This is a genomic window from Chryseobacterium sp. CBSDS_008 (assembly GCF_049959325.1).
Classification (GTDB): domain Bacteria; phylum Bacteroidota; class Bacteroidia; order Flavobacteriales; family Weeksellaceae; genus Chryseobacterium.
Genome location: NZ_CP188202.1, coordinates 3,129,875 through 3,145,851, shown reverse-complemented (window position 1 = coordinate 3,145,851; position 15,977 = coordinate 3,129,875). Strand labels below are relative to the sequence as shown.

Below are 15,977 nucleotides of genomic sequence, written 5' to 3'. Positions count from 1 at the left end.
TTACTATCCAGGTTCTAATGTTTTTTGTTTATTTGTTGAAAACCAGCTCCATCTGAACGTCTGCGCGGTCATACTCTGCATGGTTGACAGGAGTATGGACAAATCCAAGTTTTTCGTACAGCTTTATGGCCGGAACCAAAATAGAATTGGTAACTAAAAAGACTTTTTCTGCCTTTAATTCTTTTGCTTTTTCCACTAAAGTATTTCCCAGCAGATAACCTAATTTTTTTCCCTGGGCTTTAGGGCTTACCGCCATCTTTGACAGCTCAAAAGTAAGGGGGGTATCTTCTGTTTTTACCAGTGCACAGGTTCCTACAGCTTCTCCGTTCAACAAAGCAAATACAATGTGGCCGCCTTTATTTATAATTTCCTCTTCAGGATGATCCAGCAGCTTATAATCGCCTGGCTCCATTACAAAAAACGTTTTGATCCACTCTTCATTCAAAGTCCTGAAAGCTTCTTTATACTGTGGTTCATAAGCTATAATTTTTACTTCATTATTATTATCATTCATTGCTATAAGGTTTAGTAAATTCTGTTTTTTATCATTTTTCCCAGCTTCTCCAGATCATTTTCCACTCTATCTGTCCATTCCAGCGCATAGTTTAAACGCATACAGTTCTGATACTGATTATATTGTGAAAACATTCTTCCGGGAGCAAAGTTTACTTTCTGGCTGACCGCTGCATCATAAAGGTCTTCGGTACAAATTCTTTTATCCAGTTCCAGCCAGAGCATAAAACCGCCTTTGGGCTCTGAAATTTTCGTATTATCCGGAAAATATTCAATCACCGACTTCTGAATCTGAAGATAGTTGGCATACAGCTTTTTCCTGAACATTCTCAGATGGTGGTCATAACGTCCGTGGGCCAGGAAATCAGCAATCACATCTGAAAACAAAGAAGGTCCGCTTACCGTCTGAACAAGCTTCTGACGGATAATTTTCTCTTTAAATTTTCCCGGAGCCACCCAGCCTACTCTAAAACCCGGAGCCAGTGTTTTGGAAACCGAGCCTACCCACATCACAATTCCCGCTTCATCATAAAACTTACATGGTTTCGGTCTTCCTGCTCCGAAATAAATATTTCCGTAGACGTCATCTTCCACTAGGGGAACATTGTGCTCGGTAAGCATTTTGACCAGTTCTTTTTTATGCTCATCAGGCATTTGGAATCCTAACGGGTTATTATAATTCACTACGAAACAGCATGCAGAAAGCCTGGGAAGCACTTTTTTTAAAGCATCCAGATCCACACCTGTGATGGGGTGGGTAGGAATTTCTACCGCCTTCAGTCCTAATAACTGAATTGCCTGAAGAATTCCGAAATAGACAGGGCTTTCCACGGCCACCGAATCCCCCGGCTGCGTCACGGCCATTAAGCAATTATAAACAGCATTCATCGCTCCGGAAGTGATGACCAGATCATCTTCTGTAATTTTTCCTTCCATCACCATAGACCATTTGGCGATTTCCCGGCGCAGCACTTCACTTCCCTGAACGGGTTCATAATTAGTTCCGCTGTCACTTTTCCTTTTCATCACATCAATCATACATTTCTTCATCTTGGCCACCGGAAGAAGGCTTTTCCCCGGAATCCCAAGGGCAAACTGTGTCACATCCGTACCGCCAATGCTCCCAAATACTTTGTCAATAAGATCCTGGGGGGTATTCTTTCCTTCCGAAACTTTCATCTGAGCCACAGATGGCAGTGCGAGTTTTCGCTGGGAAGTCTGGCTGACGTAGTATCCATACTTGGGACGTGATTCTACCAGGGATCTGCTTTCCAGCTCCATATAAGCCTGTTTTATGGTATTTAAGCTTACATTATAGAGTTTCTGGGCGCTTCTCAGTGAAGGGAGCCTGTCTCCAAACTGTAGGGTTTCACTTTTGATCTGCTCTGTGACAGAGTTGGCTATTTTAAGGTACAGAACATCTTTCGGCATGGTGTTACGGTTTTAAGTAAATGTACAATTTTTCGCGTCTTTATTCAGGATTCAGCCAGCTGATCATTCGTCTGATACTGCTTTTTAACTGCTCCGGATTCCTGAAATTAGAAGTATTATTACTTTTAAAATATTGTTCAGCACGGGAAAAAAAGTTTCTCTTTTCAGTGGCTGACATTTTGTTTTTATCATATATTTTAAAAAAGATTTCATCCTTCTCATTCACGATAAGGCTGGCAAAGGCCAAAACTTCCCGGTCATTTTTGGTCAAAAGAAAAGGCAGTCCGAAATTCTGATCCACATTTTCAAGATGCTGTGTTTTCAGATAAATATTTTTCAGTACCGGCATGTCTGATATATAAGCCTCAGCATATTGAAACTGTTTCTGATGTTGAACGGTTGTTTCCATATTTTCTTCTTTAGCTAAACAAAATTAGGGTGTATTTGGTTTCGGATACAGATACAGAACTATACAATATTGTGGGTACAGATTTTTTTATTTAAACAATTGAAATTCTTTTTCTTTATAAATATAAAAGACTGCTTCTATCCGAAGCAGCCGTTTGCAAATATTTTTAACATTATTTCATATTCTCTATCTTTGCAAAAAAGATTAACAAGATGAGTTTCTTCGGAACCAATATTAAGAAAATAAGACAGGTTAAAGGTCTGAGCCAAACAGCTTTTGCAGACCTTTTTGACCTAAACAGAGGGGTAATAAGCTCATATGAAGAGGGACGTGCAGAACCGAAAATCGAAACTATACTTAAAGTTGCGAGTCATTTTAACCTTAATCTTGATCAATTGCTTACTGAAACGTTACAGGCAGGGGAATTAGTAAATGTTTCCGATACTGACCAGCTTATGCTTTTCCCGTTTCAGAGCAGCAAGGAAATACATACAAAAGGAGAGGAGAACAGTGCCAATGAGACAATATTGCAAAAAATATTAGCATCTGTACATGTGGTGTATGAGTTTTCTCCTGAAAAGCCACTACTTCCGCAATATCAATATGGCGATATTTTATTTTTAAATAAGGCGGACCTGAAAACGGATTCTTTATCTAATCTGGTAGTATATAAAGACAACAGCCTGCAATATGCATCCGAAGCTAAAAATAAAAACATTGAGACTCGGGAATATTATAAGATTATAGGATATGTTTCAACGGCAGATAAGAATATTTTCGCGGGCATTTTTGAGAGGCTCGAAAGGCTGGAAAGTAATGGATGATAAGTCCCAGGCTCTACTTCCCGGAAATCGCTTTTAAAATAATAGGTTCCAGATTGGAAGGAAGGTCTGCAGATTTGATCTGATATTTTTTAATTTTCATTTCCTTACACCAGTTTTCCCAGTATTGTTTGATAACAGCTTCTTCGAAAGGGTTTCCTTTTTCGGGATTGATCCCTAAAACGATGACCTCGAGATTACTTAGATTTTCATTTGCTTTTACAAAACCATAGCCATTTTTTTCAATGCTATTTTTAAAATCAGAGTTGGTCAGTTTATTGGCTTTTATGAGCTTGGCTGTTAAATAGGAAGTTCTGTAAGAGTTTTCCTTTTTCTCGTCAAATTTCGTGTTTTCATGGTACATGTATCCATCCGTCAAAATGAAAAGAATATTTCTGCGATCGTCTTTTATACAGTAGTCATTGACTTTGTTTTTAAAGAATTCCCAAATATCTGAACCTACATATTGGCTGTCTTTAATAGCTGATTGGTAAATGTTTAAAGGCAGTTCAGCATATTTTTTATCTACGGAATCAAAATAATTTCTGGGGGTATCTTTATTGAAGGAAACTTTCAGCTCTTTAGTAAGCTCATTCATTTTCGGGTCTGAAGGCTCCGGATTGAAGAAAACCTGCATTTGATCATCATAGGTAATGATCTTCTTTGATTTAATATGATTTAAAAATCCTTTTTCAATAGCTTTGATATATTCCGTGTCCCGTTGGTAATATTCCATTGTAGGATTCGGATTTGTTTTAGGATCAATTCTGTCTGAAAGATCGATTAAAATGCTGATATTCATATTGTTTGAATCAATAACAATTGAATCTTTAGCTTTATCTTTTTCCGTTTCTGTTCCCTTTTTGCAGCAAGAAAGTAAAGAAATCATTACCAAGACATAAAGTATTTTTTTCATAATATATGGCTATAAAGATGATAAATAAACTAAGTTCTGATTGTCGGAATTAGCACCCACGGTTTCCAGATTGGTATTGTAAGTAGCAATGCAGTCATCAATCATTGTTTGTTTTTCCGTTCTTGATACGGCTATTTTTTCACCGATAAAAGTGATCCATCCCTGAACGTATTCCGAAGCATACAGCTTGTAATCTTTGGTCGGAATAATAACTCCGTCAATAATATTCTGAAGTTCTTCGATTCTTCCCCGCGTTTTGATAACGGTTTCTTTTATTGTGCCGATACCGGCAAGGATTTCTTCGATTTCTTTCTTCAAAACATTGATCTTATCCTGTAAAAACTCAACTTTTTTCTGCCTGATTTCCTGTTCATTTTTGATCTTATCTTTTTCACGAAGTTCTTTCATGACAAAATCGAAAACGACTCCCCAAATAATGTAGACAATGAATCCGGCAAAAATAATTCCCCAAAACTGAATCTTGGTAAAAGCTATTTTGAGATCAAAAGCCGGAGAATCGAAAGTTTTATTGAGTTCGTATAATTTTGATTCAATTTCATAGGCTAATATGGAGTCGAAAACAAAAGTCACAATGAATAATAAACCTAATTTGATATAATTGGCTCCTGTTTTATTTTCATTAAACATGTGAATTAAAAAACCAAGACCAAGGAATACGAAGGGAATTAATGTGACAAATGCTCCTTCAATAACACCTTCATTCCACGCTTTGCTGAAAGCCTGAGCGTCCAGAACACTTTGAATAACAGTGCTTTTTGCGTCAAAACTTTTAAAAAAAGCCGAATATGACGTTGAAATATAGAATGTTAATAGATACAAGCTTATAGGAATCAAAAGGATGAAGCCTATCCAGAATTTTGCAGAAGCTCCTTTCGAAGCTTTTACATTATATTTTTCAGGATTTCTGGGGAGATCAAGAATTTCAGCTTTTAAATTTTCAATCGTATGTTGATGGTTTTCAATTTCTAAGCTTTTATTTTTTGACTGTTCTTCTTTAGTTTCCTGTGAGACAAACAAAGCTTTGATCTCAGTTTCCCGATTTTTCTGTTCGTTGACGTAGGACTCTTTCAGTTTTTGCTGCTTTTCTACCATTTCCTTTTCTTCATTCTGAAATTTGGAATAAACAGCATCCAGGCAGATAGACAGGGTAGAGTGGTTTCCATTGGTTCGTGAGCTGTCCCTGTAGCCGGATTCATGATAGGTCCTTTTTCGGGTTTCTTCGAAAGATTCGTTGTCCGGGTCTGTTTCATTTTTGAAAACCGGTTCCTGTCCGGTTTCTATTGGAACAGATTTTAGTTTAAATAAATTTTTTATACTGGTAGTATCCATGATGGGTTAGTTTTTTAATTCATATAAAATTTCGTTTTTGTTCTTTCCGATTTTTACGGCTTCAATGAGATAGTCTGCAATGGCAGGTACATTTTCTTCCAAAAAGCCAAACATCAGAACGTACTTCTGCATGGCAGAATATTCATTTGGAGAAACAATTCCATCTGCCCAGATCATGACGGTGAGATCATACAGATACTCTACTTTTTCTTCAATAGTTTGGGGAACCAATGATTTTAAATGAATCGGATGTAAAAGAATTTCGTCTAAATTTTTGGATGGAATTCCTCTTTCTTCCGCGCATCTGTAGAGCATTTTTAGCTCTAATGCACTGAAATCGTCATCACAGATTGCCATTTGATACAGCCTTAAGAAATGGGCTTTGAGGGTTTCAGTTATTTGATTGTTTTCCATGATCGTTATTGTTCTTTTTCTTTTTGTTTTCTGGGATTAATGATCCTGTCTCTTGAAACAGTTCTTTGATGTATAGGCATTGAATGCTCTGGAGTTTCTTCGGCAGCTTCTTCATCCTTTTTTTGTTCCTTTCTTTCTATGAAGTTGATCAATAGGAATAAAACTCCCGTTATGGTATCAATCGGGATCCAAATACTTTTCCGATATAGATAAATAGGGAAAACGGGATTGAAAAGAATAAGAATTACAAGAAAAATTATACTAAAATAATATTGCCTAAAGCTTAACGTATTGTATAAAACCAGTAAAGCTCCGATGGATACAAGAATCCTGAGGAAAGTATAATATTCTATAGGGAGTCTGAAAATACCGATGAAACAGCATATCGCACAAAAGGTGAGAAATGGTTTCATTGTAATCTCTCTTTAGCTTCGACCTGTTCTTCATACCAAAACTTTTGAGTGCTGAAATCTAATGGCCAGTCTTTCTCCGCTTGTCTTTTAATAGAATTATCTTGAATTGTCTTCATGTATTCATAAGCTTCGACTTGCTCATTTATCCAGAATTCTTGAGTTGTATAGTCATTGGGCCAGTCTCTTCGGGCTTTTTCTTTTAGTTTTTCTATGATGACCTCTTTTTGAGGATCTGATTGTATTTCTAACTCTTGAGGATGAACTTCAGATGCCTCTAGTGTTTCTATTCTTTTTGATGAGCGAGAGTTTTTTTTATCATCCATGCTGCCGAATGCTATGAAAATAAAGAATATAAAAAATACGGCTGAAATGAAATGGTTAAATTTTTTCATGGTTTTTATTGCTAAAGATTAATACGTTAGGTTGATAGAAAGGAAGTATGGTGCCAAGACTATAAAAGATAAGATCAATGAAATCAAATGTTCCCGGTATTACTTTGAAAAGCTGTAAAAATTCTGAAAATAAGGCAATAAATGGGAGGATGAAAATCCAAAACAAACTCTCTTTGTTTATTCGTTGTTTCCATATTTCAAGCATTAAGACAGTATATGAAAATAACCATAAACCATCTGGAAGACTGTATTTAAACCAGTGGAAAACATGAAAAGTATTTCCAAAATCATTTAATATACGCACCGCATTTACAGAATTTAACCAGCTGAACATAAGGAGTTGATCAGAGCGAAATACAATGTATATCATCCCTCCGAAAATTACAGGGAGTAAAAGAATGAATATTTTCAGCTTCAGTTGCATTATTTTACATCTTTGTAATAGACATATCCGACTTTTCCGCTTTTTTTCACCTGCACTTTATACCAGAAATCCTGTTTGGATAACTGTTTTAATTCAGTGTTTTTTGGAACGGTCTCTATTGCTTTAGACTTTAGAAAAGGCTTTTCATAGATCTTCGTTACTGCAATCCCTGCAAAATACCGGTTGTTGGTATTGATGTTGATTTCATCAATTCGGATTTTCGGAGAATTATAAGATTTACTTTTTTTAGCGTAATGTAAATCTGGTGATGCTTTAGATTTTTTTTTACTGGAAGATGATTTCCTTCCATAAGAACCACCACTGCATACGCCGCAGCTTCCTCCGGAAGAGCAATGAGCGCAACCTGTACAATTGGAGCAGGCACTGCATGATGCAGAACCGGTACATCTTCTGCCGTGGTATGAGGCTTCGGAGCCGGAAAAACTGAAAGAATCAGCAGTCAATATACCAATGCTTAGGATGAGTATAGAGATGAATGTTTTCATGGATATTAATTTTAGGTATAGTTTTCCAGTGTCTGATGAAGCTGGTTTCTGTAGTTGTAGATTTCATCGAGCGTATTCAATAAAATCTTTTCTCCAGCTTCCTTTCCGTTATGAAAAGTCTCCAGATATTTATTTGTTGTATTAAAGTGCAGCCTGCAAAGAGGTTTTCTGTTGTTGTCATCCAGCAAGATTCCGAAATAGGATAGAGTATCCCGGTATGCAATCCTCGAGGAAGGAATTTTCTCTCTGAGAATAGCTTTTACAATTTGAAATCCTTCCAGCTCTTCTTCTGTGGTTACGATTTTAGAATCGTTATTTTGATCTATGGGTTGTGATGTTTTTACACCGTCTTCTTTTTTTTCTATCTGTTCATTAATGCTTAATGCGGATTTTAACCGGAAGCTGATGGATTCATTAATAGAAGTCGTCAAAGCCTTTTTAGCATATTCTTTGAAAGAAAGCATTCTGTTGGCTGTTAAGGGCTTTTCAAAGAAGCGGTTCACTAATAATTTTACCAATTCATCAGATGGATTTTCAATCTCTTTTTCGAATTCTTTTCTGATGGCCTTGATATATTTTAGCGCTTCAGCAGAATCGAGAATGCTTTCCAGGTTATAATCTTTCTTCGTGAAGCTTTCCAGAATTTTAATGGAACTGTCTTTTAAATCTTCAATATTGATGGTGAAAAAAGGTTTTTCATCCATGATATTGGGTTTTTCCAGATCTGTATAAAAGTTATAAACTATACCGTTGGTTAAAACTCCAAATCTCGTTTTCGAAACATGATAATATCTATGAAGCTGCGAGTTGTGGGCATCTGCACTTTCTTTCCAATGCTTGCATTCAATAATGAAGATAGGCTCATCGTTATTTTTGATCACATAATCTACTTTTTCTCCTTTTTTCGTCCCGATATCGCAGACGTGTTCAGGGACAACTTCTGTGGGATTGAAAATATCATAGCCCAGGATTTGTATGAAGGGCATTACAAAAGCATTTTTTGTAGCTTCTTCTGTCCCGATCTGGTCTTTCAGTCCAATGACTTTCTGGTGTAACTGGTCCAGCTTAATTTTAAGATCCATAGTTTTAGTTTTTTATAGTTTCGTCAACGATTTCTGCCGTTGGAGCATTTGATTTTACGGAGGCAATACCGTTTTCCATGCCGGATTTTGAACTGTACATTTGGCTGTTTCCAATAATTTCACCGTTTCTTGCTTTTAAAACAAAATAGTCTTTTCCGTTTTTCGCAACTCTTCTGTCGTATCTTGAAAGATCCTGAGAATTGACCTTTACGGACTCAATTCCTTTTTGACAAGATGCTTTCTGAACATACCCTTCACTGGTTAAAATAATTTCACCGTTTCCGGCTTTCAAATTAAACTGATACTCTTTGTTGACTCTTTGTGTGATTACAAATTTCCCCATGATTATTGTTTATTTTTAATGAATCTTTCTGAAACTTCTGTTTCATTAAGAATTTGTTGATTTGGTAAAATGATTTGAATTTCTCCGGAAGGATTTTCTAAGATATAAGCGCTGGATCTGCAGTTTTGAAACGATAGTTGAAAGCTTTTAATCCTGAAATAAACCCATTGTGTATTGTTTTTTCATAGACGTATTGAGAACAACTGGTTCTGAAAATACATTTTCTTCTTTTTGCAGGAGGAATTGCCTTCCAGTACATTTTAATAAGAAGAATTAATAAGTTTTTCATTTTCTTTTTTACTAAAAACTACCATTTGATAAGAAGTCATATAACCCGGTTTGACGGTATTTCCAAAACAGCCCTCTACGGGTTGTATATACGTGGATACACTCTCCAGTCTTATATATTCCCCGCCATCAATGGTGTGAACTTTTATTAAATTGTCTAATTGTTCTGCAATATTCTTTGCACTCATATTTTGTTGATTCGCAGTGGCAACAAATGGTATTACTTTGTATTCCATAATTGGTTATTATTTAATATCCCAAAAATATGAGCATTAAATCTGGGTCCGTTACGGGTTTCCGTAAAAACGGGCAAAAAATAAAAAACCTTTCAAAAAATTGAAAGGCTTGTATAGGAAACTGTAAAACAAGATTAAATGATGCCCAGGTCTTTGCAGAAAGCAACAAGCTGTTCATTGCTTGCTACATTGAGGTTTTCTTTTAAGCTGTTGAGTCTTTTTTCCACACTGCTCAGGCTGTTGGGCTTGATATTATTAGCCTGCAGATAGGTTGGAATATTTTTTTGCTGTACTCCCTGGGAAAGAAGAGAAACGAGTGTAATATCATAGGATGTAAACTCATAACTATTGAGTTTTTTTACTTCCTGTTTAAGATCAAGGGACAGATAGCTTTCATTGACGTAAACCGCTGCAATCGCTTTTTTTAATTCTTTGGAATCATTTCTGGCTTTACGGACAAAGCCGTTGATCTTACAGTTATTAAAAAGAGAATCGATAATTCCTGATTTACGTTCTCCGGAAAAGACAATAATTTTTAATAAAGGCTGTAATTTTCTGGCCTCTTCAATCAGCTGTTTTCCATCTTTAATATTCTGTAGGTGATGGTCTTCTTCATATGAAAGATCAGTGATCAATAAGTCGTAAGGGTCGTTTTCCCGGATAGATTTTTTTACTTTTGCTAAAGCATCATCACAATAATATACATAATCAACATTCGGAATGTTGAGCTCTTCTAATGTTTTTTGGACAGATAAACTACCCATCTCTTGGTCTTCGGCTATTAAAATTTTTTTGAACATTCTTTAGATCGTTTTAAGAAACAGGAAATGAAATATTAATCTTCAATCCTTTTTCGGATTTATTGTCAAAAATAATTTCTCCTTGAATAGCAGCAATACGGGTTCCCGTATTTGTCAGTCCATTTTTGTAGATCATATCACCTGGAATACCGATTCCATCGTCTGTATATTGGATTTTGACTACATTATTTATTCTTTCAAATTTAAAAATAACGCGTGAAGCCTGGCTGTGTTTTTTCATATTAACAAGTAGCTCACGGATAACCTGATAGATATCTTCAAAGGAGAATTGAGAAATTCCGGTCCATATTTCTTTTTCGTTCCCTACGATATAAGTATCTACCGTTTCATTTTTAAAAGATGCGATAAGGTTGGATATTCTATCTTTATGGTCCTTTCTATCATGTCCCGGATCAGGCTTTTCGTAGGAAATATCCCTGGACTTTTCGTAAACAAATTCCAGTTCATCAAGAGCATCTTCCTTATCAAAATTTTCCTGGTTTTCTATTTTGGTCATGACTTGGTAGATGCCGTTGGCTACGACATCATGGACTCTTTTTGAGATTCTTAGCTGGTCATTTCTCAGTTTAAGTTCATTCTCCTGTTTAAGCCTGGCCTGTCTTCTTCGGTATAAAATGATGATGATTACAATGGCAATTATTGCAACTGCCAGAGCAGCTTGCTGACGTATCAACTGATTGTCCTTTTGAGCCTGATCAATCTTTAGCCGTTGGTTTTCTGTTGCCTTCTTCTCGCTGTCGTATTTAATATAGGCAAAACGATTTCTATTGGCATTTTTGTAATTCTGAATACTGTCTGAAAGTGTTTTATATTGTATGAAATTGGAGATAGCGTTAGAAGGTTTATCAACAAAAGAAATTCTTTCAATGGCTTCCAGACGATCTTCGGGACTTTTTATTTTTTCTGCCGTGCTAAGCATTTGTTTTGCATAAAACAATGAAATATCTGGGTTGGTTTGCTGATATAACTCTGCTAAATGAGAATAACTTGAATTTGCGCCCCAGTTATCATTTTGCTGTAACTTTTGTACTAATAATTTTTTAAATTCTATATGAGCGGGATAATCTTTATCCTGAAGCCATCGAGTATAAACAATATTTTCTTTAATTCTGTTTTGAAGATTAATATCTTTTATTTTTAATAGATCGATACTTTGTAAGGCTTTTAATGCTGAAGAGTATTGGCCTTGTCGGTACTCTGAAGCTGCTTTATTATTAAGAATAGTATATTTCTTTTCAATAGATTCATTTTTTTCCGCAAGAGCTTTACTATACCATTCTGTTGCTGAAGGGTATTCTTTTTGATCATATTTTATGTCTCCGAGGGTATTATATACAGAGTAGAGGCTTTCGTCTCCTTCTCTCATAAAATTTAGGGCATCGACTAATGTTGTTTCGGCACCGAATATATCGCCGGTATATTTTTGTGCAATTGCCTGGCAGATTAGGCTCTTAGAAATATTGGAAGAATCTTTTGCTTTATAATAGTAATTGAGTGCCTGCTGAAATTTTGAATAAGCCTCAAGATTATTTTTAAGGAGCAAGTTTGTTCCTTCATTATATAATTGATCTGCCTTTGCAAGATCATCGGTTTCCGTTTTTTCTTTACAAGAAACAAGGATTATTAGTAAAAATAATAGATGTCGTATCATATTACTAATATAAAAAAACCGTTCTAAAAAAGAACGGTCTTATTTTTCCTATTTTTTGGGTGGAAGAACAGGTCCTGTATCACCTCCGGTATCTCCCGGATCTACTCCTTCTCCCGGATCTGTCAACTGAACTGTTATCTGTCCCTGATTATTACTATTATCTGATGTCGTGTTTGCGTGGTTATTTGAAAATGCTAATCCCAGTAGCATCAATATTAATTCTAACATTGGTTTAAAAATTTAAAATTTGGCACTGGTGTTCTTCCTCACGAAACAGATCGTAAGCAGTGTTACACGGATAAAAATTTCGAAGCGCTTCTAAATTTTTGGGAAGTGAACCTTCAAAAACGGAGGAGAAACATCTGCTTCCCAACCCGGAGTTTTCCTCCGTTTTATCTGGTGATTTTTGAAATCAGGTTTTTGAATTTGTTTTTTTATTGTTTGTTCTTGCTGATCTCTGAGGACAAAGTAAAGACAGAAACGAATGTCATTCCTAGACAGTGGAAAGACAGTCGATAGAATGTAAATGTCTGGTTTTTACGGAAATCCGTAATGCAGTTGTCTAAGTTTTGTCTAACTTAGACAGCACTAATCCATTTAAACTAATTCCATGTTTGATAAGAAGAAATTATTGCTTAAAAAAGCATACGAAAAAGCAAAAAAAGAGTTAAACAGAGTTTACTCTAGTAATGCTTCTGTTTTAACTTATCTAGCTCTAGAGCTAGAGGGGAAGTTTGGTTCTGCTAAGGATGTAAGAACCTTTGTGAGATATCATAAAAGACTTATTAAAGAAAATAAGGATTATGAAATAGATGAAATTACATTAGATCAATTAAGCTGGTATGTGGGATATGATAATTTTGAGGAATTTTGTGAAAATGCAGTGATTGAAAAAGATGCAGGGGAAACGAAGATAGAACTTAAAATAGATCAGGATGAAGATTCCCTTTCTGAAAAATTATCTAAAATCATTATAAATATCACCAATCAACCCATTTTTAATGTACCTCAATTGGCGAAAAATGGATTGGGAGTTGGGGCTATGGTATTGACTTTAGCTTTTGGGTTGGCTTATCAAGGACGGGGATTGGGTGAAGATAAATATATGTATTGGAATGGAGAAGAATATGTAGGGACGAACGATGCAAATGCTAATCCTAACTCCGAGGTGGTGGCAATGAATAAAAATATGTTTACCCATTTTAAGAAAATTACAAGACCAGATACTTTAACGGTAGAAAATGCTGTAGGTAAGGCATGGTATTCGAAACATAATAATAAGGTGGAGTTCTTCACAATGGATGGAAAAAATCCGGAAAATGGAAAAGAACTCAAAAGTGTTAGTGAGCATATGGTGGATTTTTATGCTGGAATAAAATAAAATATACTCTGTTTCAATACATCACAAAAAAAGCGAACATCAAATAGATATTCGCTTTATATTTTTTAAGCCTCATTCAGCATTCCCAGTTCTCCAAAATGTTTTTTAAACTTCTGGATCTTCGGACCTACTACGGCGCTGCAGTATGGCTGTGTTGGGTTTTCGTTATAATAACCCTGGTGATACTGCTCTGCGGGCCAGAACTTTTCGAACTGCGTTACTTCTGTCACATATTTTCCGGGCCATCTTCCTGATTCTTCAGATTTTTTAAGGGCCTCTTCCGCCTTAGCCTTTTCAGCAGCATCCTTATAATAAATTACAGAGCGGTATTGGGTTCCGATGTCGTTACCCTGTCTGTTCAATTGAGTGGGATCATGAAGGAAGAAAAATACATCCATTAGCTGTTCATAAGAAATAATGGCAGGATCATAAGTGATCTGTACCACTTCTGCATGCCCTGTTTCACCAGTGCATACTTCCTGATAAGTAGGATTATCCTTATGCCCGCCCGAATATCCTGAGATGGCAGACTGTACGCCTTTCAGCATGTTGAAACAGCTTTCCACACACCAGAAGCATCCGCCACCGAAAGTGATCTGTTCTAAATTATTGTTATCCATTTTTGGTAATTATATTGTTTTATGGCCTTTCCAAGTAGGCAAAAAGCAGATCAAAAGTAAGAAAAACTTTTTCATTTGAACATGATTTTTACTTCTTAAACTCAAATTACAATGATAGATATAGCAAATGATTTTAAACTCGATTAGGAAGCATAATTATGAATTAATATAAGGTATAATTTTTTAAAGCAGCCAGTATAGCAATGTTATAAAAATTCCTCCATTTTAATTTAAACACAAGTAACACAAATGTTTTCACAAATAAACACGAAAAAATATAACCTAATCATCTGCGAAAATCCGTGAAATCTGTGGTCAAAAAAAGAAGCATCTAAAAAGGAAAAATATTATTTAAAAAAGCTTTCAAAGCTATTTTGTAAACATAAATAACACAAATGTTTTCACAAATAAGCACGAAAAAATATAACCCAATCATCTGCGAAAATCTGTGTAATCCGTGGGCAAAAAAAGAAGCGTCTAAAAAGGAAAAATATTATTTTAAACAAGCTTTCAAAGCTATTTTGTAAAACACAAGTAACACAAATGTTTTCACAATAAACACGAGAAAATATAACCCAATCATCTGCGAAAATCTGTGTAATCCGTGGGCAAAAAAAGAAGCGTCTAAAAAGGAAAAATATTATTTTAAACAAGCTTTCAAGCTATTTTATAAACACAAGTAACACAATGCTTTCACAAATAAGCACGAAAAATATAACCCAATCATCTGCGAAAATCTGTGTAATCCGTGGGCAAAAAAAGAAGCGTCTAAAAAGGAAAAATATTATTTTAAACAAGCTTTCAAAGCTATTTTGTAAAACACAAGTAACACAAATGTTTTCACAATAAACACGAGAAAATATAACCCAATTATCTGCGAAAATCCGTGTAATCTGTGGTCAAAAAACAAAAGCACCCTAAAAAGGATGCTCTATTATTATGTAAAAGTCTTCAGTTATTTTTCCCAAACCAAAGCACTCGCTCCAAGAATCGCAGCGTCTGCTTCGTCAAGTTCACTGAATACCAGTTTTACTTTATTTCTGAAGATCGGAAGAAGATTTCTTTCCATATGAAGTTTAGCCGGTTTTAAAATAAAATCTCCAGCTTTGATTACCCCTCCGAATAAAAGAATAGCCTGTGGTGAGGAGAACATTACAAAATTAGCTAATGCCTCGCCCAGTTTCTGGCCTGTATATCTGAAAACCTCAATAGCAATAGGGTCTTCTTTCATAGCACACTCGTATACTGTTTTAGAATTGATTTCGTCTTCAGGATATAGGTTCAGCATAGATTCCGGGAATTCTGCTCTCATTTTCTTTGCTGTAATGGTAATTCCTGTAGCGGATGCATAAGCTTCCAGGCTGCCTTCAGATCCCGTGCTCCAGTGTTTTCTACCGCCGGGCTTTACAATTGTATGTCCCAGTTCTCCGGCAAAACCGTCATGTCCATAGATTAAGTTTCCGTTGGCAATAATACCACTGCCTACTCCTGTTCCCAGTGTAATCATGATAAAATCTTTCATTCCTCTGGCGGCTCCAAAAAGCATTTCTCCCAGGGCTGCAGCATTGGCATCATTGGTAACCGTACACGGCAGATTGAATTTTGCAGTCATCAGCTCGGCAAAAGGAATGACACCTTTCCAGGGAAGGTTGGGGGCAAGCTCTATAGTTCCTTTGTAGTAATTTGCATTGGGAGCTCCTACTCCGATTCCGTCAAAGTGTGCTTCAGTACCATATTTTTCCATCATAGGATGAACATGCTCATATAAAGCATCGATGAAATCCTCAACTTTGTCATAAGCATCGGTTCTCAGGTTTCCTTTATCCAGGACTTCTCCACGATGGTTTACGATTCCGAATTTAGTATTGGTTCCGCCGATGTCAACTCCAAGGGCAACTTGTTTTGATAAATCTATTAATGACATTTCTATTATTAAATTCTAGGGGCTAAAATTATAAAAAAGATT

Annotated in this window: 20 protein-coding genes; 2 read left to right on the top strand and 18 right to left on the bottom strand. The window is 35.9% G+C overall.

Annotated features, from left to right (window positions below):
* Window positions 1-28 precede the first annotated feature (28 nt).
* From ACP3T3_RS14165 to ACP3T3_RS14155, 3 genes are read right to left on the bottom strand one after another with little or no spacing between them, the layout of a single operon-like run.
* Window positions 29-514, bottom strand: coding sequence for a GNAT family N-acetyltransferase (locus ACP3T3_RS14165; RefSeq protein ID WP_426476482.1), 486 nt, complete (start codon window positions 512-514; stop codon window positions 29-31).
* A gap of 11 nt (window positions 515-525) precedes the next feature.
* The gene (locus ACP3T3_RS14160; RefSeq protein ID WP_426476481.1) at window positions 526-1,944 is read right to left on the bottom strand and encodes a PLP-dependent aminotransferase family protein; all 1,419 of its coding nucleotides are present in this window, start codon (window positions 1,942-1,944) and stop codon (window positions 526-528) included.
* A gap of 40 nt (window positions 1,945-1,984) precedes the next feature.
* Window positions 1,985-2,353, bottom strand: a complete 369-nt coding sequence (locus ACP3T3_RS14155) for a hypothetical protein (protein ID WP_426476480.1) — start codon at window positions 2,351-2,353, stop codon at window positions 1,985-1,987.
* 212 nt (window positions 2,354-2,565) lie between these two features.
* Here ACP3T3_RS14155 and ACP3T3_RS14150 point away from each other — a divergent pair, with 212 nt between their 5' ends.
* Entirely contained in the window at window positions 2,566-3,177 is a 612-nt protein-coding gene (locus ACP3T3_RS14150; RefSeq protein WP_426476479.1) for a helix-turn-helix domain-containing protein, read from the top strand.
* A gap of 13 nt (window positions 3,178-3,190) precedes the next feature.
* Here ACP3T3_RS14150 and ACP3T3_RS14145 read toward each other — a convergent pair whose 3' ends face one another.
* From ACP3T3_RS14145 to ACP3T3_RS14085, 13 genes are all read right to left on the bottom strand, one after another.
* Complete coding sequence (locus ACP3T3_RS14145; RefSeq protein WP_426476478.1) at window positions 3,191-4,090, bottom strand: hypothetical protein; 900 nt, start codon at window positions 4,088-4,090, stop codon at window positions 3,191-3,193.
* A 9-nt stretch (window positions 4,091-4,099) separates the two neighbouring features.
* Window positions 4,100-5,440 (bottom strand): beta-carotene 15,15'-monooxygenase, encoded by a 1,341-nt coding sequence (locus ACP3T3_RS14140; RefSeq protein WP_426476477.1) that lies wholly within the window; start codon window positions 5,438-5,440, stop codon window positions 4,100-4,102.
* A 6-nt stretch (window positions 5,441-5,446) separates the two neighbouring features.
* A complete protein-coding gene (locus ACP3T3_RS14135; RefSeq protein WP_426476476.1) occupies window positions 5,447-5,854 on the bottom strand; it encodes a hypothetical protein in 408 nt (135 codons plus the stop codon).
* A gap of 5 nt (window positions 5,855-5,859) precedes the next feature.
* Window positions 5,860-6,267 carry a DUF6804 family protein gene (locus ACP3T3_RS14130; protein WP_426476475.1) on the bottom strand — a complete coding sequence of 136 codons (408 nt, stop codon included), beginning with the start codon at window positions 6,265-6,267 and terminating at the stop codon, window positions 5,860-5,862.
* Entirely contained in the window at window positions 6,264-6,659 is a 396-nt protein-coding gene (locus tag ACP3T3_RS14125; RefSeq protein ID WP_426476474.1) for a hypothetical protein, read from the bottom strand. Before ACP3T3_RS14125 ends, ACP3T3_RS14130 begins: the two co-directional genes overlap by 4 nt.
* A 423-nt stretch (window positions 6,660-7,082) precedes the next feature.
* Complete coding sequence (locus ACP3T3_RS14120) at window positions 7,083-7,589, bottom strand: SH3 domain-containing protein (RefSeq protein WP_426476473.1); 507 nt, start codon at window positions 7,587-7,589, stop codon at window positions 7,083-7,085.
* Between the two features lie 11 nt (window positions 7,590-7,600).
* A complete protein-coding gene (locus tag ACP3T3_RS14115; RefSeq protein WP_426476472.1) occupies window positions 7,601-8,671 on the bottom strand; it encodes a type I restriction endonuclease in 1,071 nt (356 codons plus the stop codon).
* A 4-nt stretch (window positions 8,672-8,675) separates the two neighbouring features.
* Window positions 8,676-9,014, bottom strand: a complete 339-nt coding sequence (locus tag ACP3T3_RS14110; RefSeq protein ID WP_426476471.1) for a YegP family protein — start codon at window positions 9,012-9,014, stop codon at window positions 8,676-8,678.
* Window positions 9,015-9,111: 97 nt separating this feature from the next.
* Complete coding sequence (yidD, locus tag ACP3T3_RS14105) at window positions 9,112-9,273, bottom strand: membrane protein insertion efficiency factor YidD (RefSeq protein WP_426479975.1); 162 nt, start codon at window positions 9,271-9,273, stop codon at window positions 9,112-9,114.
* A 1-nt stretch (window position 9,274) separates the two neighbouring features.
* On the bottom strand, window positions 9,275-9,538 hold the full coding sequence (locus ACP3T3_RS14100) for a hypothetical protein (RefSeq protein WP_426476470.1): 264 nt from the start codon (window positions 9,536-9,538) through the stop codon (window positions 9,275-9,277).
* A 134-nt stretch (window positions 9,539-9,672) separates the two neighbouring features.
* Window positions 9,673-10,338 carry a response regulator gene (locus tag ACP3T3_RS14095; RefSeq protein WP_426476469.1) on the bottom strand — a complete coding sequence of 222 codons (666 nt, stop codon included), beginning with the start codon at window positions 10,336-10,338 and terminating at the stop codon, window positions 9,673-9,675.
* 13 nt (window positions 10,339-10,351) lie between these two features.
* Window positions 10,352-12,010: a sensor histidine kinase gene (locus ACP3T3_RS14090; protein ID WP_426476468.1), complete on the bottom strand. Its 1,659-nt coding sequence runs from the start codon at window positions 12,008-12,010 to the stop codon at window positions 10,352-10,354.
* 48 nt (window positions 12,011-12,058) lie between these two features.
* On the bottom strand, window positions 12,059-12,238 hold the full coding sequence (locus ACP3T3_RS14085; RefSeq protein WP_426476467.1) for a hypothetical protein: 180 nt from the start codon (window positions 12,236-12,238) through the stop codon (window positions 12,059-12,061).
* 382 nt (window positions 12,239-12,620) lie between these two features.
* On the opposite strand from ACP3T3_RS14085, the gene ACP3T3_RS14080 reads away from it, so the two are divergent.
* Window positions 12,621-13,391 (top strand): hypothetical protein, encoded by a 771-nt coding sequence (locus ACP3T3_RS14080; RefSeq protein WP_426476466.1) that lies wholly within the window; start codon window positions 12,621-12,623, stop codon window positions 13,389-13,391.
* Between the two features lie 65 nt (window positions 13,392-13,456).
* On the opposite strand, the gene msrA is transcribed toward ACP3T3_RS14080, so the two are convergent.
* A complete protein-coding gene (gene msrA, locus ACP3T3_RS14075) occupies window positions 13,457-14,011 on the bottom strand; it encodes a peptide-methionine (S)-S-oxide reductase MsrA (RefSeq protein WP_426476465.1) in 555 nt (184 codons plus the stop codon).
* A 955-nt stretch (window positions 14,012-14,966) separates the two neighbouring features.
* Window positions 14,967-15,935, bottom strand: a complete 969-nt coding sequence (locus ACP3T3_RS14070; RefSeq protein ID WP_426476464.1) for an ROK family protein — start codon at window positions 15,933-15,935, stop codon at window positions 14,967-14,969.
* Window positions 15,936-15,977: the final 42 nt, after the last annotated feature.